Here is a 23,171-nt window from a genome sequence, read left to right on the forward strand (position 1 = left end):
TTTGTGTCAAATTTATCTTCAATAAAATCATTTTGTTATAAACGTTCATTTTTTATATGTAAAAGTATCAGCATCATTATTCTTACAGTGCCTTGCCACCCTTTGTCGATTAAGCGATCCTTCTAATCGCCGGATAGGATCTGGCGGAGAAGGACGGTATCTGGATGCTACCACTTCAGGATGAAGAACACTGGGACTGCTTAGGACGAGTGAAGGGATGTTTCAGGATGGAACAAAGGACACCTCCAGGATGGAGATTGAGAGCCGGTTCAGGATGAATGGTGGGTTAGGATAACCTCAGGATTAGCATCGGGATGGTGTAGGACACTGCGACGGATTGCTGGTTAGGATAACCACACGGAAAAGTTTTCATGGATTGAGCAGGGAGCATCACTTTTAGCGGGATAGCTATGAAACGAATTGAGGGGTACTGGTAAAACAGTACCCCTTTTTTTATGCTTATTTTGCCCAATATCCTTCTGTTGTCTATGGCGTGAGTTTGGGCATCGCCTTCTTCAATGGTATGCTTGGCCGCCGTTGGACCAGCCCGGCGAATGGCTGTTTTTTGGTTGAGAGCATAATCATGAGTATAGAAAATCAGGTGCGTCAGAACTTACGGGATATTGAGCTTGCCATGCGAGCAATTGATCTTTGGCAAGTTGTTCCACCGCCAGCGGCAGCCTTCGAAAGTAATGAGCCTTTCAGTATCGATACCATGGATGCCGAGCAGTGGTTGCAATGGGTACTGATTCCCCGAATGTATGCATTGCTGGAATCGAATAACCCACTTCCGACACGTTTCGCCATTACGCCATACTTTGAAGAGGCATTAAGTGGTGATAGTCGGCCAGATTGCACCATACTGCTGGCACAATTACAGTGTCTCGATGATCTGTTGAATAAAGAAAGTAACTAATGCTGGAAATAATTTACCAAGATGAATATATAGTTGCGGTGAATAAACCCGCCGGTTGGCTGGTTCACCGTAGTTGGTTGGACAGTAATGAAACCGTATTTGTGATGCAAACGGTGCGCGACCAGATTGGCCAGCATGTTTATACCGTCCACCGTCTGGATCGCCCAACATCAGGTGTGCTGCTGATGGCGTTATCCAGTGATGTTGCCCGTGCTCTTTCGGCGCAGTTTGAACAGCACCAGATTCAGAAAATATACCATGCGGTGGTTCGTGGCTATGTGCTGGAAGGTGGTACGGTTGATTACGCGATGAGCGAAGAACTGGATAAAATCGCGGATAAACATTCCAAACAAGATAAAGCACCACAACCGTCAGTTACCCACTATCAGCCTTTGGCTCAAGTGGAAGTTCCTGTTGCTATTGGGCGCTATGACACATCACGCTTCAGTTTATTGGAGCTGAAACCGGAAACAGGGCGTAAGCATCAGTTACGGCGACATATGGCACATATACGCCACCCAATTATTGGTGATAGTGCCCACGGTGATTTGCGTCAGAATAGAGGCATTGCCCAACACTTTGATTGCTCACGGCTCATGTTGCACGCTAGCCATTTACAATTGAATCATCCAGTTACTGGTGAGGTGCTTTCGCTTACGGCGCGTTGGGATGAATCCTGGCAAGGCTTGATGTCACACTTTGGCTGGTTGGGTATTACCCCTCATCTTGAAAGGGTTGAGTTTCCGGCGACCGAAGGTCAGGATAGTGAATAATTTTTTCTGGTTAAAAGGGAATATCTTTTATGGCTCAGGTCGGGATTTTTGTCGGCACTGTCTACGGTAATGCGTTGTTAGTGGCGGAAGAAGCTGAAAACATACTGAAAGAGCAGGGGCATGAGGTAACACTGTTTGAAGAGGGGACTTTAGAAGCCTGGCAGTATTATCGTCAACATTATGCACTGGTTATCACATCTACTACCGGACAAGGCGACTTCCCTGACAGCATAGCAGCACTGTTCGTCGCTGTTCGTGATCAGGTAGGGTTTCAGCCAGAGCTACGTTATGGCGTCATTGCACTAGGTGACAGCAGTTATGATAATTTCTGCGGCGCAGGGCGAGCATTTGATGAACTGCTGCAAGAGCAAGGGGCGACCCGGATTGGTGAACGACTGGATATTGACGCGATGGAACACCCTGAGCCAGAAGTGGTTTCAGCGTTGTGGGTAGAAAAATGGGGCCGTTTGCTTAAGTAACATAGCTTCTGCTCAATGACGTATTGTGGCGTGCAGTGTGCTGCCACAATACGTGCTCAGCTAGATTTAGCGGCCGTTGGTCAGTTTTTCTAAATCTGATTCAATTTCTGAAATCTTATTGGCGACAACGCTTTCTAAATGGCGTAAGTCATCCAGGATTTTGCGTTTCAAATCCACTTCAATCTGATCGCGCTTACACAGTTGATCCAACTCATCAATGACGTAACGGAGATTAGGATTGATTTCATTGATTTCTTTGTAACCATGTCCAGCGTTATCCGCCACTACAGTTTTGCGTTGGCGTGGATATTTGAATTTCACACTCTTAGCAAAAAACTCGCCTTTATCTTTGCGGAAATAAATTTTCAGAATGTCGTTATTGGCCTCCTGACGCAGGCTATAGCGATCGACATCTTCTGGTTGTGTGATTCCTAAGCTTTTCAGATTGTCATACATAGCGCCACCTTTTTGATTTTATATTCCACAGTTTATGATTATGACGGTAAATTTCGCCAAAGTATGTGATTGCAGGCGATAACTTCACAAAGCAAAAAAATAGCGGGTGATTAGCCCGCTATATTCATCTTAGTCGATGGTGCGTAATAACTCATTAATACCGACTTTTCCACGGGTTTTCGCGTCAACTTTCTTCACGATAACTGCACAGTACAGGCTGTAGCTACCGTCTTTCGAGGGCAGGTTACCGGAAACGACAACAGACCCGGCCGGAACGCGGCCATAGTGAATTTCACCAGTTTCACGATCGTAAATACGGGTGCTTTGCCCAATAAATACGCCCATAGAGATAACGGAACCTTCTTCGACGATAACCCCTTCAACCACTTCTGAACGCGCACCGACAAAGCAGTTATCTTCAATGATGGTTGGGTTGGCTTGCAGTGGCTCAAGCACGCCACCAATGCCGACACCACCGGACAAGTGCACATTCTTACCAATTTGCGCGCAAGAACCGACAGTTGCCCAGGTATCGACCATGGTGCCTTCATCAACGAAAGCGCCAATATTCACATAAGAAGGCATCAGTACGGTATTACGAGCGATAAATGCGCCTTTACGTACGGTTGCTGGTGGTACGACACGGAAGCCTTCACGTTGGAACCGCGCTTCATCGTAACCGGCGAATTTCATTGGTACTTTGTCGTAGTAACGCGTTTCTGCGCCTTCCATGACCTGATTATCATTGATACGGAAAGACAGCAGTACCGCTTTCTTCAGCCATTGATGGGTAACCCACTGGCCGTCAATCTTTTCTGCCACCCGTAGTGCACCGGTATCAAGCAGATCAATCACGTGGTTAATCGCTTCGCGGGTTACGGTATCAACGTTGGCCGGCGTGATATCTGCACGGCGTTCGAAGGCGGTTTCAATAACGTTCTGTAGTTGCTGCATCCTGTTCCCTTCAAAATGGGTTGTAAGAAAAATTAATGACTAAAAAGTTATTTGTATCACAGTTTATCGTTCGGATTGAGGGTATCTGTCAACCGTTGTGCTAATTCGCGGCGGGTTTCAATACTTAAAGCGCGGCGATCTTTGTCTGCTAATACAAATAAATCCTCCACCCGCTCGCCAATAGTTGTGATACGTGCGCTATGCAGCGATAACCCTAAATCTGCAAATATCCCACCTACCCGAGCCAGTAAGCCCGGCTGGTCCAGTGCAATTAGCTCCAGATAAGTACGGCGCTCGTTATGGGTTGGCAAGAAATTGGTTTCAGTCGGTACACTGAAATGCCGTAATTTAGGTGATAACCGCCTGACGCGCGGATGTTGATAATTCGGCTGGGTCATCGCTTGTTCTAAGGCATGACTAATGATGGGATGTCTATCTTGAGCCAGTGGGCTGCCATCTGGCTCCAATACGATAAAGGTATCCATCGCCATACCATCGCGGTTGGTGAAAATCTGTGCATCATGAACACTCAGATTGCGGCGATCCAGCTCACCGACCACCGCAGCAAACAGTGATGGGCGGTCAGGGCTCCAGATGAATATTTCGGTTCCCCCCCGTGTTGCCTGACGGCTAACTAACACCAGTGGCTTGGTTGAGTCATGCTCTAATAAGTGGCGGGCATGCCAGGCTAATTGATTGGGTGAATGACGCAGGAAATAATCAGCCCGGCAGCGGCTCCAGATGCGGTGCAATGCTTCTTCATCGATATTATCCATCCGCAGCAGCGCCAGAGCTTGTAGCCGGTGGTGACGGACACGTTCGCGCAAATCCGGGCTGTTTTGCATACCACGGCGTAACTGTTTTTCTGTAGCGAAATAAAGTTCGCGTAACAGGCTCTGTTTCCAGCTATTCCACAAATTTTCATTGGTGGCGCAAATATCAGCCACCGTCAGACTGACTAAATAGCGCAAGCGAGTTTCGCTTTGTACTTCGGCGGAGAATTGCTGAATAACCGCAGGGTCCTGAATATCCCGACGCTGAGCTGTCACTGACATCAAGAGATGGCAACGAACTAACCAAGCCACAAGTTGAGCTTCGCGCGAGTTAAGGCCGTGCTGCTCGGCAAATTCCAATACGTCGTGAGCGCCCAGTATTGAATGGTCGCCCCCACGCCCTTTGGCAATATCGTGGAACAGCGCTGCTAGCAACAATAATTCAGGTTGAGGCAGGCGTGGGTAAAGCTCGACGCAGAGAGGATGGCGTGGCCGGGTTTTTTCATCGGCAAAGCTTTCGAGTTTAAGTAACACGCGGATAGTGTGCTCATCTACGGTGTAGGCGTGAAACAGGTCAAACTGCATCTGGCCAACGATACTGCCCCATTGTGGCATATAGGCCCACAGCACGCTGTGGCGATGCATCGGTAATAATGCTCGGGAAACCGCACCTGGGTGGCGCAAAATGGCCATGAATAGCTTGCGGGCTTCAGGAATGTTACATAAAGGCTGTTTCAGATGCCGCCGGGCATGGCGTAAGCGGCGTACTGTGGTGGAATATATGCCTTTGATATCCTGATTGCGCACCATCAGATAGAACATGCGCATAATAGCTTCAGGCTGCTGGATAAATAAGTTCTCATCACGCAGATCTATCAAATCCCCGCGTAACTGAAATTCATCATCCAGTGGACGTGGTTTTTCATTGGTACCCAGCGCCAATATGGCTTCGTCAAACAGTTGTAGCAGCATGTTGTTCAGTTCGCTGACCCGGCGCGTCATACGATAAAAATCTTTCATCATCCGTTCGACCGGTTCATTGCCTTCGCCCTGATATTGCAAAAGCTGAGCCACACTCAGTTGGCGGTCAAACAGCAGGCGGTTATCGTAGCGAGTTAATACCAAATGCAGCGCGAAACGGATGCGCCACAGAAAACTCTGGCTTTCAATCAGCTCATTGCGCTCAGCTTTGGTCAGAAAACCGAAATCAACCATCTCACTTAAGGATGTGGCACCAAAATGGCGGCGGGCTACCCATTGTAGGGTGTGGATATCCCGTAACCCACCAGGGCTACTTTTAATATCAGGCTCTAGGTTATAACTGGTGCCATGGTAGCGTTTATGCCGTTCTTGTTGTTCGGTGATTTTGGCATGGAAAAATTGCGGAGAGGGCCAGAAATTGTCGCTGAAAATGTGCTTCTGCATCTGTAAAAACAGGGCTACATCACCGCAAATCAAGCGTGACTCAATCATATTGGTGGCGACAGTGAGGTCGGCTAACCCCTCGAGCAAACACTCTTCCAGTGTGCGCACGCTGTGGCCGACTTCCAGTTTCAGGTCCCATAGCAAAGTGATCAACTGGCCGACGCGTTGCGCATCTTCATCGCTTAGACGCTGCCTGCTGAGAACCAATACATCAATATCTGATAAGGGGTGTAGTTCACCACGGCCATAGCCGCCCACAGCAACCAGCGCGGTTTCAGCCACATCATCAAAGCCATAGAAGGTCCACAGCCGCCGTAACAGGCGGTCAATGTAATCACTGCGCGCAGCAATTAATATCTCGGCACTGATTCCGCCATTGAATGCTTCCGCCTGCCAAAGTTGGAAAGTCTCAAGCCGCTGCTTGAGAATCGGGCAATTAAGGTCACTATCGAGATAAGTGCTTGGTGGTGCGGGCTGCTCAGGAATGACCTTCGGTACCGCAGGGGATACAGAGTGCTCGGTGTGATTGTCAGACATATGTTTACCCGATAAATGCGACCTGATAAAAAGACGCAGCCCATAAAAAAGCCGGCGGCTGCCGGCTTGTCATTATTACTCGTGCGTTATGATGTTGGGGATGGTGTCATCCTTTCGCAACGTCATTATTTCGCAGCCGTTATCGGTTACCACAATAGTATGCTCATACTGTGCCGACAAGCTGCGATCTTTAGTTTTTACCGTCCAGCCATCTTTCATGGTACGAATTCGGTAATCCCCTGCGTTGACCATAGGCTCAATGGTGAAAGCCATACCCGTTTGTAGGATTACGCCACCGTCGTCTGCATCGTAGTGCAGCACTTGTGGTTCTTCATGGAAACCTTCGCCAATACCGTGGCCACAATATTCACGCACCACAGAAAAGTTCTCTGCTTCCACAAATTTTTGGATCTCTTTACCCAGAGTGCGCAGGCGGATACCCGGTTTGACCATTTTGATTGCCAGGTACAGGCTCTCTTGAGTGACGCGGCACAGGCGCTCACCTAAAATGGTAGGTTTGCCGACGATAAACATTTTTGATGTATCGCCATGGAAACCGTCTTTAATAACAGTCACGTCGATATTGACGATGTCACCGTCTTTCAACACTTTCTCATCACTTGGAATGCCGTGACAAATAACTTCATTAATGGAAATACAAACCGATTTAGGAAAGCCGTGGTAACCCAGACAAGCAGAGATAGCCTGCTGATGGTTGGTGATATGATCGTGGCAGATACGATCGAGTTCACCAGTGGTTACCCCCGGTTTTACGTGAGGTTCAATGATCTCCAGCACTTCAGCAGCCAGGCGGCCAGCAACGCGCATTTTTTGAATATCTTCAGGTGTTTTTATTGAGATTGCCATGCAAAAGTGTCCGTAGGGGCTGTGAATACCAACCAGCCGCCGTAATATGAATAAGCAGGTAATAAATATCATATACCCTAAATAACCTGTCGCTAATGGTACCAGCCCTGCAATTAGCTGCCAAACTTTCGTTTGCAGTGACGACACTAAATGCAACAAAAGTTGGTGTGTTGCGGCTGTTTATGGTATAAAGCGCGCCGGCAAACCGCACTATTATGTTGTCGTTTCAGGTCCGATTTCAGGGCATGTCCTGATGGCAGGTAGCTGTTTAGCTGAGTAATACCAATCGCACTCATATGTGTAAATAACACACACGTGTCGACACATACGCCGGGGTGCCCTAAAGTTTTTGATGATTATCAATTTCTTATGGGGTCGGCGTTATGGGGCACGTGGAGGCATAACCCCAACTGATACTATAGAGGTTTTAATCATGGCAACTGTTTCCATGCGCGACATGCTCCAGGCCGGTGTTCACTTCGGTCACCAGACCCGTTACTGGAACCCGAAAATGAAGCCTTTCATCTTCGGCGCACGTAACAAAGTTCACATCATCAACCTGGAAAAGACCGTACCAATGTTCAACGAAGCTCTGGCTGAATTGAAAAAGATCTCTTCCCGTAAAGGTAAGATCTTGTTCGTTGGTACTAAACGCGCAGCAAGCGAAGCGGTAAAAGACGCTGCCAACAACTGCGACCAGTTCTTCGTGAACCATCGCTGGTTGGGCGGGATGCTGACTAACTGGAAAACTGTTCGTCAGTCCATCAAACGTTTGAAAGATTTGGAAATCCAGTCTCAAGACGGCACCTTTGACAAGCTGACCAAAAAAGAAGCGCTGATGCGTACTCGTGAACTGAACAAGCTGGAAAACAGCCTGGGCGGTATCAAAGACATGGGCGGTTTACCAGACGCTCTGTTTGTTGTTGATGCTGATCACGAACACATCGCTATCAAAGAAGCTAACAACCTGGGTATCCCGGTATTCTCTATCGTTGATACTAACTCCGATCCAGATGGCGTTGACTTCATCATCCCAGGTAACGATGACGCGATCCGTGCAGTTAAACTGTACCTGAACGCCGTTGCTACTGCCGTCACTGAAGGTCGTTCTCAAGATCTGGCCGTTCAAGCGGAAGAAAGCTTCGTAGAAGCTGAATAATAAGTCAGGCTCGTTGGAGCCCTTATTAACCAGGTATTGAAATATGTTGGTTAGGGGGCCTTTATAGGCCCCCTTTGCGTATCTAATGTGAGATCTTGTTTTCACAAGAGAACCGAGGAAATTTAAATGGTTGCTATTACCGCTGCTTTGGTAAAAGAACTGCGTGAGCGTACTGCCGCAGGCATGATGGAATGTAAAAAGGCGTTGGTTGAAGCTAACGGCGACATCGAGCTTGCCATCGACAATATGCGTAAATCTGGTCAGGCTAAAGCTGCCAAGAAAGCAGGCCGTATCGCTGCTGAAGGCATCATCCTGGCTCAACTTTCAGCCGACGGTAAGTTCGGTGTGATTCTGGAACTGAACTGCGAAACTGACTTTGTTGCTAAAGATGCTGGCTTCAAAGCATTTGGCGAAGAAGTTATCAACGCAGCTCTGGCTGACAAAATCACTAATATCGACGTTCTGAAAGCTAAGTTTGAAGAGCAACGCGCCAATCTGGTAGCTAAAATCGGCGAGAACATCAATATTCGTCGTATTGCTGCTCTGGAAGGCGATGTTCTGGGTACTTATCTGCACGGCGCTCGTATCGGCGTTATGGTTGCAGCAACTGGCGCTGATGAAGAGCTGGTTAAGCACATTGCTATGCACATTGCTGCAAGCAAACCAGAATATGTTAAGCCAGACGATGTTCCTGCTGAAGTTGTTGCTCGCGAGCACCAAATCCAGTTGGACATTGCTATCGAATCCGGCAAACCACGTGAAATTGCTGAGAAGATGGTTGAAGGCCGTATGCGTAAGTTCACCGGCGAAGTTTCTCTGACTGGTCAGAACTTCGTTATGGACCCAAGCAAAACCGTTGGTGATTTGTTGAAAGAGAACAAAGCTGACGTAACAAACTTCATCCGCTTCGAAGTGGGCGAAGGCATTGAGAAAGTTGAGACTGACTTTGCTGCTGAAGTTGCAGCAATGAGCAAACAGTCTTAATGCTAAAAATGGGGCCGCCAATCGGCGGTTCCATTTTATCCACACGATACCCGTCATACTTCAAATTACAGGTGCGTTGACTGCTTTCGTTCACTTCAGTCACTTACTTATGTAAGCTTCTGAGGATTCGCTCAGTTGTCGTCTTCCTGCAACTCGAATTATTTAGGGTATAAGCTTAGTCCTGTCAGTTTTCAGCGCACGGTATTGCTTTGAACATTTGACGGTCAAGTTCCCAATATTTATTACTGCTGCTTAGGACAGAACACCATGGCAACCAATGCAAAACCCGTATATCAGCGTATCCTGCTTAAGCTTAGCGGCGAAGCCCTGCAAGGCGCGGAAGGTTTTGGTATCGACGCAAGCGTTTTGGATCGCATGGCTCAAGAAGTTAAAGAGCTGGTCGAATTGGGCATTCAGGTCGGTGTGGTCATTGGCGGTGGTAACCTATTCCGCGGTGCCGGTTTGGCACAGGCTGGGATGAACCGCGTAGTGGGCGACCACATGGGAATGCTGGCTACCGTAATGAACGGCCTGGCAATGCGAGATGCACTGCACCGTGCCTATGTGAACGCCCGCCTGATGTCTGCTATTCCACTTAATGGTGTGTGTGATAATTACAGTTGGGCTGAAGCTATCAGCTTGCTGCGTCATAACCGTGTGGTGATTTTTGCCGCAGGTACAGGTAACCCTTTCTTCACCACCGATTCCGCGGCCTGTCTGCGTGGTATCGAGATCGAAGCTGATGTGGTGCTGAAAGCGACGAAAGTTGATGGAGTTTACTCCGCAGATCCGGTTAAAAACCCTGACGCAACACTGTTTGAGCAGCTAACCTATCAGGATGTTCTGGAGCGCGAGCTAAAAGTTATGGATCTGGCGGCCTTCACTTTGGCCCGTGATCATAACTTGCCAATTCGTGTTTTCAATATGAACAAACCTGGCGCTCTGCGTCGCGTGGTGATGGGTGAGAATGAAGGGACGTTGATCACTAAAGAAGTGACAGCGATCGCTAAATAAGCGGCAGCCTGTATTGTCAGGGGCATGCGGCTTTCAGATATGCCCCCAATGCCTGCAACTGTTGGTTTGTATATTCACCGGCTATACTCATGCTATGGCCTGCCAAGTAACCAGTTTCCAAGGGTTCACAACGTGATTAACGAAATTAGAAAAGATACTGAAGTGCGTATGGAAAAATGCTTTGAAGCTTTCCAAAACCATATCAGTAAGATCCGTACCGGTCGTGCTTCTCCAAGTATTCTTGATGGCATTCAGGTTGAGTATTATGGCACTGCTACGCCATTGCGCCAGTTGGCTAACATTGTGGTTGAAGACTCCCGTACTCTGGCATTGACCGTGTTTGACCGCAGCCTTAGCGCCGCGGTTGAGAAAGCGATCATGACCTCCGATTTAGGGCTGAATCCTTCTTCCGCGGGTACCGTTATTCGTGTTCCACTGCCAGCATTGACAGAAGAGCGCCGTAAAGACTTGATCAAAGTTGTTCGTGCAGAAGCAGAGCAGGGCCGTGTATCGATTCGTAACGTGCGCCGTGATGCTAACGAAAAAGTGAAAGCTTTGCTGAAAGATAAAGAGATCAGTGAAGATGAAGACCGCCGTTCTCAGGATGATATCCAAAAACTGACCGATGCTTTTATCAAGAAAGTTGATACTGCATTAGCGGCTAAAGAAGCTGAGTTGATGGATTTCTAATTCTGACTGACAAAAAACAGAGCGTCGCTTAGGTGGCGCTTTGTTTTTAGCAGGATCACTATTTTGCCGATTCACTAGGTTAGTAGAGTCATGCGATATCGGCAGTAATACGCTATAAAATTGGGCCGAGGATCTTTATTAGACCACCTGTTATTCGGGTCGGTTGCGCTCTCGCCTATCATAAAAACAGTTATTCAGAGCACTCTCATGAAGCAACTGACTATTCTTGGTTCTACTGGCTCCATCGGTAACAGCACTTTGGGTGTTGTCCGCGCTAATCCCGAATTATTCAACGTTACTGCACTTGTGGCTGGTCGCAATGTCGAGCAGATGGCAATGCAATGCCTCGAGTTTTCTCCTCGCTATGCCGCGATGTCAGATGAAATATCGGCCAAAGCGTTGCGCCAGTTATTGGCTGAGCACGGTTCGAAAACCGAAGTTTTTCATGGTGAAAAAGCGGCCGGTGAACTGGCTGCGTTAGACGATATTGATCAAGTGATGGCGGCAATTGTCGGTGTGGCAGGCCTGTCTTCAACGCTGGCGGCTATTCGTGCAGGTAAACAGGTATTACTGGCTAACAAAGAGTCACTGATTACCTGCGGCAAGCTTTTCATGGATGAAGTGAAACACAGCCATGCACAACTGCTGCCAATCGACAGCGAACATAATGCGATTTTTCAGAGTTTACCTGAGAAAATTCAGCGTAAACTAGGCTACTCTTCACTAAGTGAGAATGGCGTCTCGCGCATTATTTTAACTGGCTCGGGTGGCCCACTACGTGAAATACCTTTATCGCAATTTGCCGATGTCACACCAGATCAGGCTTGTGCTCATCCAAACTGGTCTATGGGGCGCAAAATTTCAGTCGACTCTGCGACTATGATGAATAAAGGGCTTGAATATATCGAGGCCCGTTGGTTATTTAATGCCAGCGCGGAGCAGGTAGAGGTTATTTTACATCCTCAATCTGTCATTCACTCGATGGTGCGTTATCACGATGGTAGTGTACTGGCCCAGATGGGGACCCCAGACATGCGTACCCCGATTGCACATGCGATGGCGTACCCTATGCGAGTAAGTTCAGGTGTCGAACCACTGGATTTCTGCAAGATACATGAATTGACTTTTGCTGAACCGGATTATCAACGTTATCCATGCCTGAAGCTGGCTATTGATGCTTCTAATGCAGGCCAGGCAGCAACGACGGCACTGAATGCCGCGAACGAAATATCCGTTATGGCATTTTTAGCTTCACGCATTCGTTTCACTGATATTGCAGCCATCAACCTTAGGGTTGTGGAACAGTTATCATTGGCTGAACCCACTAGTGTGGATGAGGTGCTGATCATTGATCGTCAAGCCCGTGATACGGCAGCTCAAGCAATAGAAAAATTGAATCATTAAGTTGTATTGGCTGTTTTGGGAATTTGTTAGGGCAAGGCTGAGATGGTATAGTCTGCACCGTCAATGGATAGATAGACTGTTGATTAGTGGCCCAATAGGTATTTAAACCGTCTATTTTGGCTGTCACTTAAGAAGCCGTGACTTGGTACACGGCTTTTTTTGTGGGCTTACTGCCTAATGTTCGGGACGAACAATTGATTTATTGAGGAAATGAGTTCGCATTATGTCGTCTGTAAATGAAGATAGGGCTAACTTGTGCCCCCTGATTCCGCGTCATGTCGCTATCATTATGGATGGTAATGGGCGTTGGGCTAAAAATCGGGGTAAATTAAGGGTCTTCGGTCATAAAGCGGGAGTGAAATCAGTTCGTCGTGCAGTAAGTTTTGCTGCCAATCATCATTTGGATGCGCTCACGCTTTATGCTTTCAGTAGTGAAAACTGGAATCGCCCTGCTCAGGAAGTCACCGCTCTGATGGAGCTTTTTGTTCGTGCGCTGGACAGTGAAGTAAAAAGTCTGCATAAACATAATGTTCGTTTATCTGTTATTGGTGATATCAGTCGATTTAGTGAACGTTTACAACAACGGATCCGTCGCTCAGAAGCGCTAACTGCCGACAATGACGGTCTGAAACTCAACATCGCTGCCAATTATGGTGGCCGTTGGGATATTATTCAGGGTGTGCGCCATCTAGCTGAGCAAGTACAGCAAGGTGAGTTGCAGCCCACAGATATCAGTGAAGAATCGCTAAACTCGCATATCTGCCTGCATGAGCAATCTGAGGTGGATTTAGTGATCAGAACCGGTGGTGAACATCGCATCAGTAATTTTTTGTTATGGCAAATTGCCTATGCTGAACTTTACTTTACTGATGTACTCTGGCCTGATTTTGATGAACATGTCTTTGAAGGTGCGCTGAATGCATTTGCACAACGCGAGCGTCGCTTCGGGGGAACTACACCTATCGATGCCACTGCATCCTAGGGGGAACTTTTGCTGAAGTATCGTCTCATAACTGCTTTGATTTTGATTCCGGTTGTCATTGGTGCCCTGTTCCTGCTTCCGCCGGTTGGTTTTGCTATTGTCACTCTCTTTGTCTGTATGCTTGCAGCCTGGGAGTGGGGGCAATTAGCTGGGTTCGCCAGTCGTTCTCAGCGTATTTGGTTAGCCATACTTTGTGGTTTTCTACTGATCTCAATGCTGCTTAGCCTTCCTGCCTATCAGCATTCTGCTCATCTACCACAAGTGAGTGTCCCTCTCTGGCTCTCTATGGGCTGGTGGGTCGCAGCATTGCTGTTGGTGCTTACTTACCCACGCTCTGCGGCGTTGTGGCGCGATTCACGTCTGTTACGTATAATTTTCGGCGTTCTGACTATTGTTCCCTTTTTCTGGGGCATGGTGGCATTACGTCAGTATGGTTATGAGCAGAACCACCATATCGGCGCCTGGTGGCTGCTGTATGTGATGCTTTTGGTATGGGGTGCGGATTCTGGCGCTTACATGTTTGGTAAATTATTCGGTAAACATAAATTAGCGCCTAAAGTATCACCAGGTAAAACCTGGGAAGGATTAATTGGCGGTTTACTGACATCAGCTCTGATATCATGGTTGTTCGGTCGTTATGCTCCGTTGGATATCATCCCGGAAAAACTGTTAATCTGTTCCGTGGTGGCTGCATTGGCCTCAGTACTTGGCGATTTGACCGAAAGTATGTTTAAACGTGAAGCGGGAATCAAAGACAGTGGTCATCTGATTCCTGGTCATGGTGGGATACTGGATCGTATCGATAGCCTGACCGCAGCTGTGCCGGTATTTGCCTGCTTAATGCTGTTAGTGTTTTAATCCGTCACTGACGGGGAGTTTAGGGAATATGATGAGCATACTCTGGAGCCTGGCCGCGTTTATTATCGCACTGGGGATCTTAATTACAGTGCATGAGTTCGGTCACTTTTGGGTGGCGCGGCGCTGTGGTGTCCGTGTCGAACGCTTTTCGATTGGTTTCGGTAAAGCGCTGTGGCGTCGGACGGATCGTCAAGGTACCGAGTATGTTATCGCCCTTATCCCGCTGGGCGGCTATGTTAAGATGCTAGATGAGCGTGTTGAAGCTGTTGCTCCTGAGCTTCGTCATCAATCTTTTAATAATAAAACTGTTTTGCAACGCGCGGCAATCGTCAGCGCGGGCCCTATTGCCAACTTCCTTTTTGCTGTCATTGCTTACTGGCTGGTGTTTATCATTGGTGTGCCAAGTGTGCGCCCGGTAGTGGGTGACATTTCGCCACAATCCATTGCTGCACAAGCCAATATTTCTCCAGGAATGGAACTTAAGTCTGTAGATGGTATCGAAACGCCTGACTGGGATTCTGTTCGTTTGGCCCTCGTCGGCAAAATCGGTGATAAACAAATACAGGTGGGTGTGGCACCATTTGGTTCTGCTAATGTGGTGCAAAAGACACTGGATCTGCAACAGTGGCAGTTCGAGCCTGATAAGCAAGATCCTGTCGTGGCGTTGGGTATTATTCCACGAGGCCCGCAGATTGAATCTGTCTTGGCTGAAGTTCAAACCGGGTCTGCGGCACAAAAGGCAGGTTTACAAGCAGGGGATAGGATAGTTAAAGTTGGTGGTCAGCCACTGGATCGTTGGCAAACATTTGTTTTACAGGTTCGTGATAACCCCGGTAAGCCACTGGTGTTAGATATTGAAAGGGGTGGTACCCCCTTGTCTTTAACCTTAATACCAGATACAAAATCGGTTGGAGAAAACCGCAATGAAGGTTTTGCGGGTGTAGTGCCGAAAGTTATACCGCTTCCGGATGAATATAGAACGATTCGCCAATATGGCCCGTTCACGGCACTCTACCAAGCTGGGGATAAAACCTGGCAGTTGATGCGGTTGACGGTAGGCATGTTGGGTAAACTGATTACTGGTGATGTTAAACTGAATAACTTGAGTGGCCCGATATCTATTGCACAAGGCGCTGGGGTTTCAGCTGAGTACGGATTGGTGTATTACCTGATGTTTTTGGCACTAATCAGTGTCAACTTGGGCATTATCAATTTGTTCCCGTTACCGGTATTAGATGGTGGACATCTGCTCTTCCTGGCGATAGAAAAGCTGAAGGGTGGGCCGGTTTCTGAGCGAGTACAGGACTTCAGTTATCGCATCGGCTCGATTTTGCTGGTGTTATTAATGGGGCTTGCACTTTTCAATGATTTCTCCCGTCTTTAACGGCTGGGGATAGGTTAGGAAGAACGCATAACAACGATGGCGATGAAAAAGTTGCTCATAGCGTCGCTGCTGTTTGGCAGCGCCACCGTATACGGTGCAGACGGGTTCGTAGTGAAGGATATTCATTTCGAAGGCCTGCAACGGGTCGCCGTCGGTGCGGCGTTACTTAATATGCCGGTTCGCGTAGGCGATACCGTCAGTGATGATGACATCGGTAAAACTATCCGTGCGTTGTTTGCTACAGGCAACTTCGAGGACGTTCGTGTCCTGCGCGATGGTGATACGCTGATTGTTCAAGTCAAAGAACGCCCAACGATTGCCAGCATCACTTTCTCCGGTAACAAAGCGGTGAAAGATGACATGCTTAAGCAGAATCTGGAAGCCTCTGGCGTCCGGGTTGGCGAAGCCCTGGACCGTACCACTATATCCAGCATTGAAAAAGGACTCGAAGACTTCTACTACAGTGTGGGTAAATACAGCGCTTCAGTGAAGGCTGTTGTTACACCGCTACCGCGTAATCGTGTTGATATCAAACTGGTCTTTACCGAAGGTGTCTCTGCAAAAATTCAGCAGATTAACATCGTAGGTAACCACAGTTTCACAACTGATGAGCTTATCTCACGCTTCCAATTGCGTGATGAAGTGCCATGGTGGAACGTGGTTGGTGATCGTAAATATCAGAAGCAGAAGCTAGCCGGTGATCTCGAAATCTTGCGCAGCTTCTACTTAGATCGCGGTTACGCCCGATTTAATATCGATTCTACTCAGGTGAGTTTGACGCCAGATAAAAAAGGCATCTATATCACCATCAACATTACCGAAGGCGATCAATACAAGCTTAATAGCGTTGTTGTGAGCGGTAATCTTGCAGGGCATCAATCTGAAGCGGATAAGCTGGCAGCGATTGAACCGGGTGAATTGTTTAACGGCAGTAAAGTCACACGCATTGAAGAAGACATCAAGAAGATGTTGGGCCGCTATGGCTATGCTTATCCGCGTGTGGTCTCTCAACCAGAAATTAACGATGCTGATAAAACAGTCAAACTGCATATCAACGTAGATGCGGGTAACCGTTTCTATGTCCGCAATGTTCGTTTCGAAGGTAATGACACCAGTAAAGACTCCGTATTGCGCCGTGAAATGCGCCAGATGGAAGGTGCATGGTTGGGTAATGATCAGGTCGAAGCGGGCAAAGAACGTTTAAACCGTCTGGGCTATTTCGAAACCGTTGATGTTGAAACTCAACGTGTTCCAGGAACTGCTGATCAGGTCGATGTCACTTATAAAGTCAAGGAACGCAATACCGGTAGTTTAAACTTTGGTATTGGTTACGGCACAGAAAGTGGTGTCAGCTTCCAGGTTGGGGTTCAGCAAGATAACTGGTTGGGTACTGGTAATACCGTCGGTATTAATGGTACGAAGAACGACTATCAGACTTATGCTGAATTTACCTTAACTGACCCTTACTTCACCGTTGATGGTGTAAGTCTGGGCGGGCGTATCTTCTATAATGATTTTAAAGCAGATAACGCAGACCTGTCTGGCTATACCAACAGCAGTTATGGTATTGACGGTACTTTAGGCTTCCCAATTAATGAGAATAACTCATTACGGGTTGGTTTAGGTTACGTCCATAACTCCCTGTCTGACATGGAACCACAAGTCGCGATGTGGCGATATCTTGACTCTGTTGGTCAAGATCCTAATCTGACTGATCGTGCCAGCTTCACAGCGGATGACTTCACACTGAATCTGGGTTGGACTTATAACAACCTTGACCGTGGTTTCTTCCCAACGTCAGGGGTTAAATCATCAGTTAATACCAAAGTGACGGTACCTGGCTCTGATAACGAGTTCTATAAAATCACTTTCGATACATCTGCTTACCAACCGTTAGATGAAGATCATTCATGGGTGCTCTTAGGCCGTGGTCGCTTGGGTTATGGCGACGGTATCGGTTCGAAAGAGATGCCATTCTATGAGAACTTCTATGCCGGTGGTTCCAGCACTGTCCGTGGTTTCCGATCAAATAATATCGGTCCTAAAGCGGCATACTATAATGCTAATGGGACCATCAGAGATTCAACCGATGCGGTTGGTGGTAACGCGATGGCGGTGGCCAGTTTAGAACTGATTACACCGACGCCGTTTATCAGTGAAAAATACTCAAACTCTGTACGGACCTCCTTCTTCATTGACTCAGGTACTGTATGGGATACTAACTGGGAAAATACCGCACTGACGCGTGCTGCTGGTGTACCTGATTACAGTAAGGCGAGTAATATTCGTGTGTCTGCCGGTGTGTCATTACAATGGATGTCGCCATTGGGTCCATTAGTGTTCTCATATGCTAAACCGGTTAAAGATTACGAAGGTGATAAGTCAGAGCAATTCCAGTTTAACATTGGTAAGACTTGGTAATTGATTGGCAAAGTAGTTCTGAATTTTAAAGACAGCACTGGTAGTTGAAATAACCTAAGGTAGCGCTAGTGAGTTTGGCGCTATTTTAGGCACTATTCAGTATTAAGTGCACTTCAAGGTGTCTCTGACACAAACGGGTAATGGTAAGGAGTTTATAGTGAAAAAGTGGTTGTGTGCCGCAGGTCTTGGTTTAGCATTGGCAGCTTCTGCCAGCGTTCAAGCCGCTGACAAGATTGCTATTGTTAACGTTTCCAGCATTTTCCAACAATTACCTGCGCGTGAAACCGTAGCTAAGCAGCTGGAGAATGAATTCAAAGGCCGTGCAACCGAACTGCAAGGAATGGAGCGCGACCTGCAAACTAAAATGCAGAAGCTGCAACGTGACGGTTCTACCATGAAAGCCAGTGATCGTACCAAGCTGGAAAGCGACGTAATGAAACAGCGTGAAACTTTCTCTACTAAAGCCCAGGCTTTTGAGCAAGATAATCGCCGTCGTCAGATGGAAGAGCGTAACAAAATTCTGAGCCGTATTCAGGATGCTGTTAAATCTGTTGCTAGCAAAGGTGGTTATGATGTGGTGATTGATGCAAATGCTGTTGCATATGCAGACCCTTCTAAAGATATCACTGCTGACGTGCTGAAACAGGTTAAATAAAACATGCCTTCAATTCGACTGGCTGATTTAGCTCAGCAGTTGGATGCACAGGTGTACGGTGATGGCGATCTCGTCATCACCGGCATCGCTTCTATGCATTCCGCCGAGCCTTCGCAAATCACGTTTTTGTCAAATAGCCGCTATCAAGAACAACTCGCTACTTGTAATGCAGGTGCGGTGGTATTGACTGAGGCTGACTTACCTTTCTGTAAATCTGCAGCTCTAGTGGTTAAAAATCCGTATTTAACCTATGCACGTATGGCTCAGATAATGGATACCACACCTCAACCGGCCCAGGATATTGCACCGAGTGCAGTTATCGCTCCACTGGTAACGTTGGGAGAGAAGGTTTCTATCGGTGCAAATGCAGTGATAGAGTCCGGTGTTGTGCTAGGCGATAATGTGGTTATCGGTGCTGGCTGCTTTATTGGCAAGAATACTCACATTGGTGCTGGTAGCCGTTTGTGGGCCAATGTTTCCGTTTATCATGAAGTTGTTATTGGGCAGAACTGCTTGATTCAATCCGGTACGGTCATTGGTGCAGATGGTTTTGGTTATGCAAATGATCGTGGTAATTGGATAAAAATTCCACAGCTCGGTTCAGTGCATATTGGTGACCGTGTTGAGATTGGCGCTTGTACCACGATTGACCGTGGTGCACTAGATAATACCATTATTGGTAATGGCGTCATCATTGATAACCAATGTCAGATTGCACATAACGTTGTGATTGGCGACAATACCGCAGTTGCGGGTGGTGTTATCATGGCAGGCAGTCTGAAAGTTGGCCGCTATTGTATGATAGGCGGCGCGAGTGTGATCAATGGTCATATGGAGATTTGTGACAAAGTCACCATCACCGGAATGGGAATGGTGATGCGCCCAATCACTGAACCTGGGTTATACTCCTCCGGCATTCCGTTACAACCAAATAAAGTTTGGCGCAAGACCGCTGCTTTAGTGATGAATATCGATGGAATTAATAAACGCTTAAAAGCTATTGAGCGTAAAATCGATAAAGAGTAGTCACTCAAGACTGATACTCTGAGTCAATAATTAAGCTTATTGGCAAGTGATGCCAAAAGTAGATACTTAAAGAAATTGGTGTCGCAGCCTGACAAAATAAATCAATCTTGATGAACTTATGTGGTCAAGTGATTCAGGTAAATACGTGCAGTTACGCCGTTGTTGCGTCAAGTTCGAAGGGTATACAGAGTTCCTAATTTGCGGCCTGCCTAATGCCTCCCTTTTGGGGCAGTGCAGGCCGTGTTGTTGATAGCATTAGTTTTTTAGACAGGAAGAGTATTTTGACTACTGACACTCATACTCTGCATATTGAAGAGATTTTGGATCTACTCCCGCACCGTTTTCCGTTCTTGCTGGTAGATCGTGTCCTTGATTTCGAAGAAGGAAAATTTCTGCGTGCAGTGAAGAACGTCTCTTTCAACGAGCCATTTTTCCAAGGCCATTTCCCGGGTAAACCTATCTTCCCAGGCGTGCTGATTTTAGAGGCGATGGCGCAGGCGACCGGTATCTTGGCATTTAAAAGCCGCGGTAAACTTGAGCCGGGTGAACTTTATTATTTTGCTGGCATTGATGAAGCTCGCTTCAAACGTCCGGTAGTGCCTGGTGATCAAATGATCATGGAAGTTCAGTTCGTTAAAGAACGCCGTGGTCTGACCCGTTTTACTGGTGTTGCGAAAGTCGATGGTGAAATCGTCTGTACTGCCACGATGATGTGTGCTCGTAGCAGACCAGTAACCCCACCAGCAGAAGCTGTTGTTGCAAAGTCTGTTGTTGTCGAACCCGCAGTTAAGGAGTCCTGATACGTGATTGACAAAACCGCCATTATCCATCCAAGTTCTATCGTCGAAGAAGGTGCCATTATTGGTGCCGGCGTTCGTATTGGCCCCTTCTGCTTTGTCGGATCTCAGGTGGAAATTGGCGCTGGCACGGAACTGAAATCCCATGTCGTCGTTAATGGTGTAACCAAGATTGGCTGTGACAATCAGATTTACCAATTTGCCTCCATTGGTGAGGCGAATCAGGATCTGAAATATGCAGGCGAGCCTACTCGCGTTGAGATCGGTTCGCGTAACCGTATCCGTGAAAGCGTATCTATCCACCGTGGTACGGTCCAAGGTGGTGGATTAACTAAAGTAGGCAGCGACAATTTGCTGATGATTAATGCCCATATCGCCCATGACTGTATCATTGGTGATCGTTGCATTCTTGCGAACAATGCAACTTTGGGTGGTCATGTGGAAATTGACGATTTTGCCATCATTGGCGGAATGACGGCTATCCATCAATTCTGCGTGATTGGTGCGCATGTGATGGTGGGCGGTTGTTCAGGCGTTGCTCAGGATGTGCCTCCTTATGTCATTGCTCAGGGCAACCATGCAACACCATTTGGTATCAATATTGAAGGGTTAAAACGTCGCGGTTTTGACAAAGAATCACTTCATGCGATCCGTAATGCTTACAAGTTGTTGTACCGCAGTGGTCGGACGCTGGATGAAGTGAAACCAGAAATTGCCGAATTGGCGGAGCAGGTTCCGGCGGTTAAGGCATTCAGTGATTTCTTTGCGCGCTCTACTCGCGGCATTATTCGCTAACTTATGCAAAATAGCCCATTAGCTGTTGATTGTCCGTCGAATACCGGGCGTCCTTTAACTATCGGTTTAGTCGCCGGAGAAACTTCTGGCGACATCTTAGGCGCTGGGTTGATTCGTGCGCTGAAAGCTCAGGTTCCCGATGCCCGCTTTGTTGGTGTTGCTGGGCCGTTGATGCAAGCTGAGGGATGTGAAGCCTGGTATGAGATGGAAGAGTTGGCAGTGATGGGCGTTGTTGAAGTATTAGAACGCTTGCCACGGTTACTCAAGATCCGCAAAGATCTGACCCAACGCTTTAGTGAACTCTCCCCAGATGTTTTCGTGGGTATCGATGCGCCTGATTTCAATATCACCCTCGAAGGGCGTTTGAAACAGCGTGGCATCCGAACCATTCATTATGTCAGCCCCTCTGTTTGGGCCTGGCGACAAAAACGCGTTTTCAAAATTGGTAAAGCGACCGATATGGTGTTGGCTTTTCTTCCTTTTGAAAAAGCGTTTTACGATCGTTTCAATGTTCCATGTCGCTTTATTGGTCATACCATGGCTGATGCCATGCCTTTAATCCCTGATAAGCAAGCGGCAAGAACAGAATTGGGGATTGCGCTACATGCGCCATGTCTGGCCCTGTTGCCGGGTAGTCGCCATTCAGAAGTGGAAATGCTCAGTGCCGATTTTCTGCGTACTGCTGCCATCTTGAGGCAACAACTGCCTGAGCTGGAAGTGCTGGTTCCATTGGTTAACAGCAAGCGTCGTGAGCAGTTCGAACGAATTAAAGCTGAAATTGCCCCTGACTTATCCGTCCATTTATTAGATGGCAATGCCCGGGTGGCGATGATTGCCAGTGATGCTACCTTGCTTGCCTCGGGTACTGCGGCGTTGGAATGCATGTTGGCTAAATGCCCCATGGTGGTAGGTTATCGTATGAAACCCTTCACTTTCTGGTTAGCAGAACGATTAGTTAAAACACCTTATGTCTCATTACCGAATTTGTTGGCAGGCGAAGAGCTGGTGACAGAATTGTTGCAGCAAGAGTGCCAACCACAAACATTAGCCGATGCATTGTTACCGCTATTACAAGGTGGTGATGCAGTTGAGGCGTTAAAAGAACGTTTCCTGATTTTGCATCAGAGCATCCGTTGTGGCGCGGATGAACAGGCAGCACAGGCGGTATTGGAGTTAGCAGGTCGATGACAGATATTTTTATATACCCGCAGGCGAATTTGATTGCCGGTGTGGATGAAGTTGGCCGTGGCCCATTAGTGGGGGCTGTTGTCACTGCGGCGGTTATTCTCGATCCGACACGGCCAATTGTCGGTTTGGCAGACTCGAAAAAACTGAGTGAGAAGCGGCGTCTGTCACTTTATGACGAAATTACGGATAAGGCCCTGTCCTGGAGCCTTGGTCGCGCTGAGCCAGAAGAGATTGATCACCTAAATATATTGCATGCAACAATGCTGGCAATGCAAAGAGCGGTAGCAGGATTACATATCACACCCGATTATGTGTTGATTGATGGTAATCGCTGTCCAAAACTGGCGATGCCGTCATTAGCCGTTGTAAAAGGGGACAGCCGAGTTGCAGAGATCAGTGCCGCCTCTATTCTGGCTAAAGTGACCCGTGATCGTGAAATGACTGAACTGGATCTCATTTTCCCCGAGTATGGTTTTGCGCAGCACAAAGGCTACCCGACAGCATTCCACCTGGAGCGGCTGGCAGCACTAGGCGCAACTGAGCACCATCGGCGCAGCTTTGGCCCGGTTAAGCGCGTGCTAGGGCTGATATAAGCCGGTATTGTCGCTGAAAGACACTCATAGTTATGATGCCC

General features: G+C 47.6%; 22 protein-coding genes. 18 read left to right on the forward strand and 4 right to left on the reverse strand.

The window, feature by feature from the left end; all coding sequences use genetic code 11:
* Positions 1-583: 583 nt before the first annotated feature.
* From V1953_RS04245 to V1953_RS04255, 3 genes are read left to right on the forward strand one after another with little or no spacing between them, the layout of a single operon-like run.
* Positions 584-916 carry a YqcC family protein gene (locus V1953_RS04245; RefSeq protein ID WP_083164106.1) on the forward strand — a complete coding sequence of 111 codons (333 nt, stop codon included), beginning with the start codon at positions 584-586 and terminating at the stop codon, positions 914-916.
* Positions 916-1,689, forward strand: a complete 774-nt coding sequence (truC, locus tag V1953_RS04250; RefSeq protein WP_372569538.1) for a tRNA pseudouridine(65) synthase TruC — start codon at positions 916-918, stop codon at positions 1,687-1,689. Before V1953_RS04245 ends, truC begins: the two co-directional genes overlap by 1 nt.
* 29 nt (positions 1,690-1,718) lie before the next feature.
* Complete coding sequence (locus V1953_RS04255; RefSeq protein WP_083162913.1) at positions 1,719-2,168, forward strand: flavodoxin; 450 nt, start codon at positions 1,719-1,721, stop codon at positions 2,166-2,168.
* A 66-nt stretch (positions 2,169-2,234) separates the two neighbouring features.
* Here V1953_RS04255 and V1953_RS04260 read toward each other — a convergent pair whose 3' ends face one another.
* The 4 genes from V1953_RS04260 to map form a co-directional block, all read right to left on the reverse strand.
* On the reverse strand, positions 2,235-2,624 hold the full coding sequence (locus V1953_RS04260; RefSeq protein ID WP_004706707.1) for a DUF3461 family protein: 390 nt from the start codon (positions 2,622-2,624) through the stop codon (positions 2,235-2,237).
* Between the two features lie 129 nt (positions 2,625-2,753).
* Positions 2,754-3,578, reverse strand: coding sequence for a 2,3,4,5-tetrahydropyridine-2,6-dicarboxylate N-succinyltransferase (dapD, locus tag V1953_RS04265; protein WP_004391708.1), 825 nt, complete (start codon positions 3,576-3,578; stop codon positions 2,754-2,756).
* A gap of 56 nt (positions 3,579-3,634) precedes the next feature.
* Positions 3,635-6,313, reverse strand: coding sequence for a bifunctional uridylyltransferase/uridylyl-removing protein GlnD (gene glnD, locus V1953_RS04270; RefSeq protein ID WP_083162915.1), 2,679 nt, complete (start codon positions 6,311-6,313; stop codon positions 3,635-3,637).
* A 75-nt stretch (positions 6,314-6,388) separates the two neighbouring features.
* A complete protein-coding gene (gene map, locus V1953_RS04275; protein WP_083162917.1) occupies positions 6,389-7,180 on the reverse strand; it encodes a type I methionyl aminopeptidase in 792 nt (263 codons plus the stop codon).
* A gap of 433 nt (positions 7,181-7,613) precedes the next feature.
* Here map and rpsB point away from each other — a divergent pair, with 433 nt between their 5' ends.
* The 15 genes from rpsB to rnhB all read left to right on the forward strand — a co-directional run bounded on the left by rpsB (position 7,614) and on the right by rnhB (position 23,130).
* On the forward strand, positions 7,614-8,339 hold the full coding sequence (gene rpsB / locus V1953_RS04280) for a 30S ribosomal protein S2 (protein WP_083164108.1): 726 nt from the start codon (positions 7,614-7,616) through the stop codon (positions 8,337-8,339).
* Positions 8,340-8,465: 126 nt separating this feature from the next.
* Positions 8,466-9,323 (forward strand): translation elongation factor Ts, encoded by an 858-nt coding sequence (gene tsf / locus V1953_RS04285; protein WP_005185754.1) that lies wholly within the window; start codon positions 8,466-8,468, stop codon positions 9,321-9,323.
* A 267-nt stretch (positions 9,324-9,590) separates the two neighbouring features.
* The gene (gene pyrH / locus V1953_RS04290; protein ID WP_083162919.1) at positions 9,591-10,337 is read left to right on the forward strand and encodes a UMP kinase; all 747 of its coding nucleotides are present in this window, start codon (positions 9,591-9,593) and stop codon (positions 10,335-10,337) included.
* Between the two features lie 132 nt (positions 10,338-10,469).
* A complete protein-coding gene (gene frr / locus V1953_RS04295) occupies positions 10,470-11,027 on the forward strand; it encodes a ribosome recycling factor (protein WP_083162921.1) in 558 nt (185 codons plus the stop codon).
* Between the two features lie 207 nt (positions 11,028-11,234).
* Positions 11,235-12,431, forward strand: coding sequence for a 1-deoxy-D-xylulose-5-phosphate reductoisomerase (gene ispC / locus V1953_RS04300; RefSeq protein WP_372569535.1), 1,197 nt, complete (start codon positions 11,235-11,237; stop codon positions 12,429-12,431).
* Between the two features lie 223 nt (positions 12,432-12,654).
* Positions 12,655-13,413, forward strand: a complete 759-nt coding sequence (gene ispU / locus V1953_RS04305) for a (2E,6E)-farnesyl-diphosphate-specific ditrans,polycis-undecaprenyl-diphosphate synthase (RefSeq protein WP_083162925.1) — start codon at positions 12,655-12,657, stop codon at positions 13,411-13,413.
* Between the two features lie 9 nt (positions 13,414-13,422).
* Complete coding sequence (cdsA, locus tag V1953_RS04310; RefSeq protein ID WP_083162927.1) at positions 13,423-14,271, forward strand: phosphatidate cytidylyltransferase; 849 nt, start codon at positions 13,423-13,425, stop codon at positions 14,269-14,271.
* A 28-nt stretch (positions 14,272-14,299) separates the two neighbouring features.
* On the forward strand, positions 14,300-15,655 hold the full coding sequence (rseP, locus tag V1953_RS04315; RefSeq protein ID WP_442850693.1) for a sigma E protease regulator RseP: 1,356 nt from the start codon (positions 14,300-14,302) through the stop codon (positions 15,653-15,655).
* 36 nt (positions 15,656-15,691) lie between these two features.
* Positions 15,692-18,076, forward strand: coding sequence for an outer membrane protein assembly factor BamA (bamA, locus tag V1953_RS04320; RefSeq protein ID WP_083162931.1), 2,385 nt, complete (start codon positions 15,692-15,694; stop codon positions 18,074-18,076).
* A 157-nt stretch (positions 18,077-18,233) separates the two neighbouring features.
* The gene (gene skp / locus V1953_RS04325; RefSeq protein ID WP_032820361.1) at positions 18,234-18,731 is read left to right on the forward strand and encodes a molecular chaperone Skp; all 498 of its coding nucleotides are present in this window, start codon (positions 18,234-18,236) and stop codon (positions 18,729-18,731) included.
* 3 nt (positions 18,732-18,734) lie between these two features.
* Complete coding sequence (lpxD, locus tag V1953_RS04330) at positions 18,735-19,757, forward strand: UDP-3-O-(3-hydroxymyristoyl)glucosamine N-acyltransferase (RefSeq protein ID WP_083162933.1); 1,023 nt, start codon at positions 18,735-18,737, stop codon at positions 19,755-19,757.
* 281 nt (positions 19,758-20,038) lie between these two features.
* Positions 20,039-20,557 (forward strand): 3-hydroxyacyl-ACP dehydratase FabZ, encoded by a 519-nt coding sequence (gene fabZ / locus V1953_RS04335; RefSeq protein WP_083164110.1) that lies wholly within the window; start codon positions 20,039-20,041, stop codon positions 20,555-20,557.
* A 3-nt stretch (positions 20,558-20,560) separates the two neighbouring features.
* Positions 20,561-21,349 (forward strand): acyl-ACP--UDP-N-acetylglucosamine O-acyltransferase, encoded by a 789-nt coding sequence (gene lpxA, locus V1953_RS04340; protein WP_083162935.1) that lies wholly within the window; start codon positions 20,561-20,563, stop codon positions 21,347-21,349.
* A 3-nt stretch (positions 21,350-21,352) separates the two neighbouring features.
* Entirely contained in the window at positions 21,353-22,537 is a 1,185-nt protein-coding gene (gene lpxB / locus V1953_RS04345) for a lipid-A-disaccharide synthase (RefSeq protein WP_083162937.1), read from the forward strand.
* Positions 22,534-23,130, forward strand: a complete 597-nt coding sequence (gene rnhB, locus V1953_RS04350; protein WP_372559763.1) for a ribonuclease HII — start codon at positions 22,534-22,536, stop codon at positions 23,128-23,130. Before lpxB ends, rnhB begins: the two co-directional genes overlap by 4 nt.
* Positions 23,131-23,171: the final 41 nt, after the last annotated feature.

The organism is Yersinia sp. 2541 StPb PI (assembly GCF_052217145.1).
In the GTDB taxonomy this organism is placed as follows: Bacteria; Pseudomonadota; Gammaproteobacteria; order Enterobacterales; family Enterobacteriaceae; genus Yersinia; species Yersinia enterocolitica_E.

What these genes read in the sequence shown, in the direction of transcription:
- rseP (WP_442850693.1), top strand. Translation starts at nt 14,300, where the DNA reads ATGATGAGCATACTCTGGAGCCTGGCCGCGTTTATTATCGCACTGGGG.
- dapD (WP_004391708.1), bottom strand. Translation starts at nt 3,578, where the DNA reads ATGCAGCAACTACAGAACGTTATTGAAACCGCCTTCGAACGCCGTGCA.
- glnD (WP_083162915.1), bottom strand. Translation starts at nt 6,313, where the DNA reads ATGTCTGACAATCACACCGAGCACTCTGTATCCCCTGCGGTACCGAAG.
- lpxB (WP_083162937.1), top strand. Translation starts at nt 21,353, where the DNA reads ATGCAAAATAGCCCATTAGCTGTTGATTGTCCGTCGAATACCGGGCGT.
- lpxD (WP_083162933.1), top strand. Translation starts at nt 18,735, where the DNA reads ATGCCTTCAATTCGACTGGCTGATTTAGCTCAGCAGTTGGATGCACAG.
- pyrH (WP_083162919.1), top strand. Translation starts at nt 9,591, where the DNA reads ATGGCAACCAATGCAAAACCCGTATATCAGCGTATCCTGCTTAAGCTT.
- bamA (WP_083162931.1), top strand. Translation starts at nt 15,692, where the DNA reads ATGGCGATGAAAAAGTTGCTCATAGCGTCGCTGCTGTTTGGCAGCGCC.
- ispU (WP_083162925.1), top strand. Translation starts at nt 12,655, where the DNA reads ATGTCGTCTGTAAATGAAGATAGGGCTAACTTGTGCCCCCTGATTCCG.
- V1953_RS04255 (WP_083162913.1), top strand. Translation starts at nt 1,719, where the DNA reads ATGGCTCAGGTCGGGATTTTTGTCGGCACTGTCTACGGTAATGCGTTG.
- tsf (WP_005185754.1), top strand. Translation starts at nt 8,466, where the DNA reads ATGGTTGCTATTACCGCTGCTTTGGTAAAAGAACTGCGTGAGCGTACT.
- ispC (WP_372569535.1), top strand. Translation starts at nt 11,235, where the DNA reads ATGAAGCAACTGACTATTCTTGGTTCTACTGGCTCCATCGGTAACAGC.
- rnhB (WP_372559763.1), top strand. Translation starts at nt 22,534, where the DNA reads ATGACAGATATTTTTATATACCCGCAGGCGAATTTGATTGCCGGTGTG.
- V1953_RS04245 (WP_083164106.1), top strand. Translation starts at nt 584, where the DNA reads ATGAGTATAGAAAATCAGGTGCGTCAGAACTTACGGGATATTGAGCTT.
- map (WP_083162917.1), bottom strand. Translation starts at nt 7,180, where the DNA reads ATGGCAATCTCAATAAAAACACCTGAAGATATTCAAAAAATGCGCGTT.
- V1953_RS04260 (WP_004706707.1), bottom strand. Translation starts at nt 2,624, where the DNA reads ATGTATGACAATCTGAAAAGCTTAGGAATCACACAACCAGAAGATGTC.
- truC (WP_372569538.1), top strand. Translation starts at nt 916, where the DNA reads ATGCTGGAAATAATTTACCAAGATGAATATATAGTTGCGGTGAATAAA.
- rpsB (WP_083164108.1), top strand. Translation starts at nt 7,614, where the DNA reads ATGGCAACTGTTTCCATGCGCGACATGCTCCAGGCCGGTGTTCACTTC.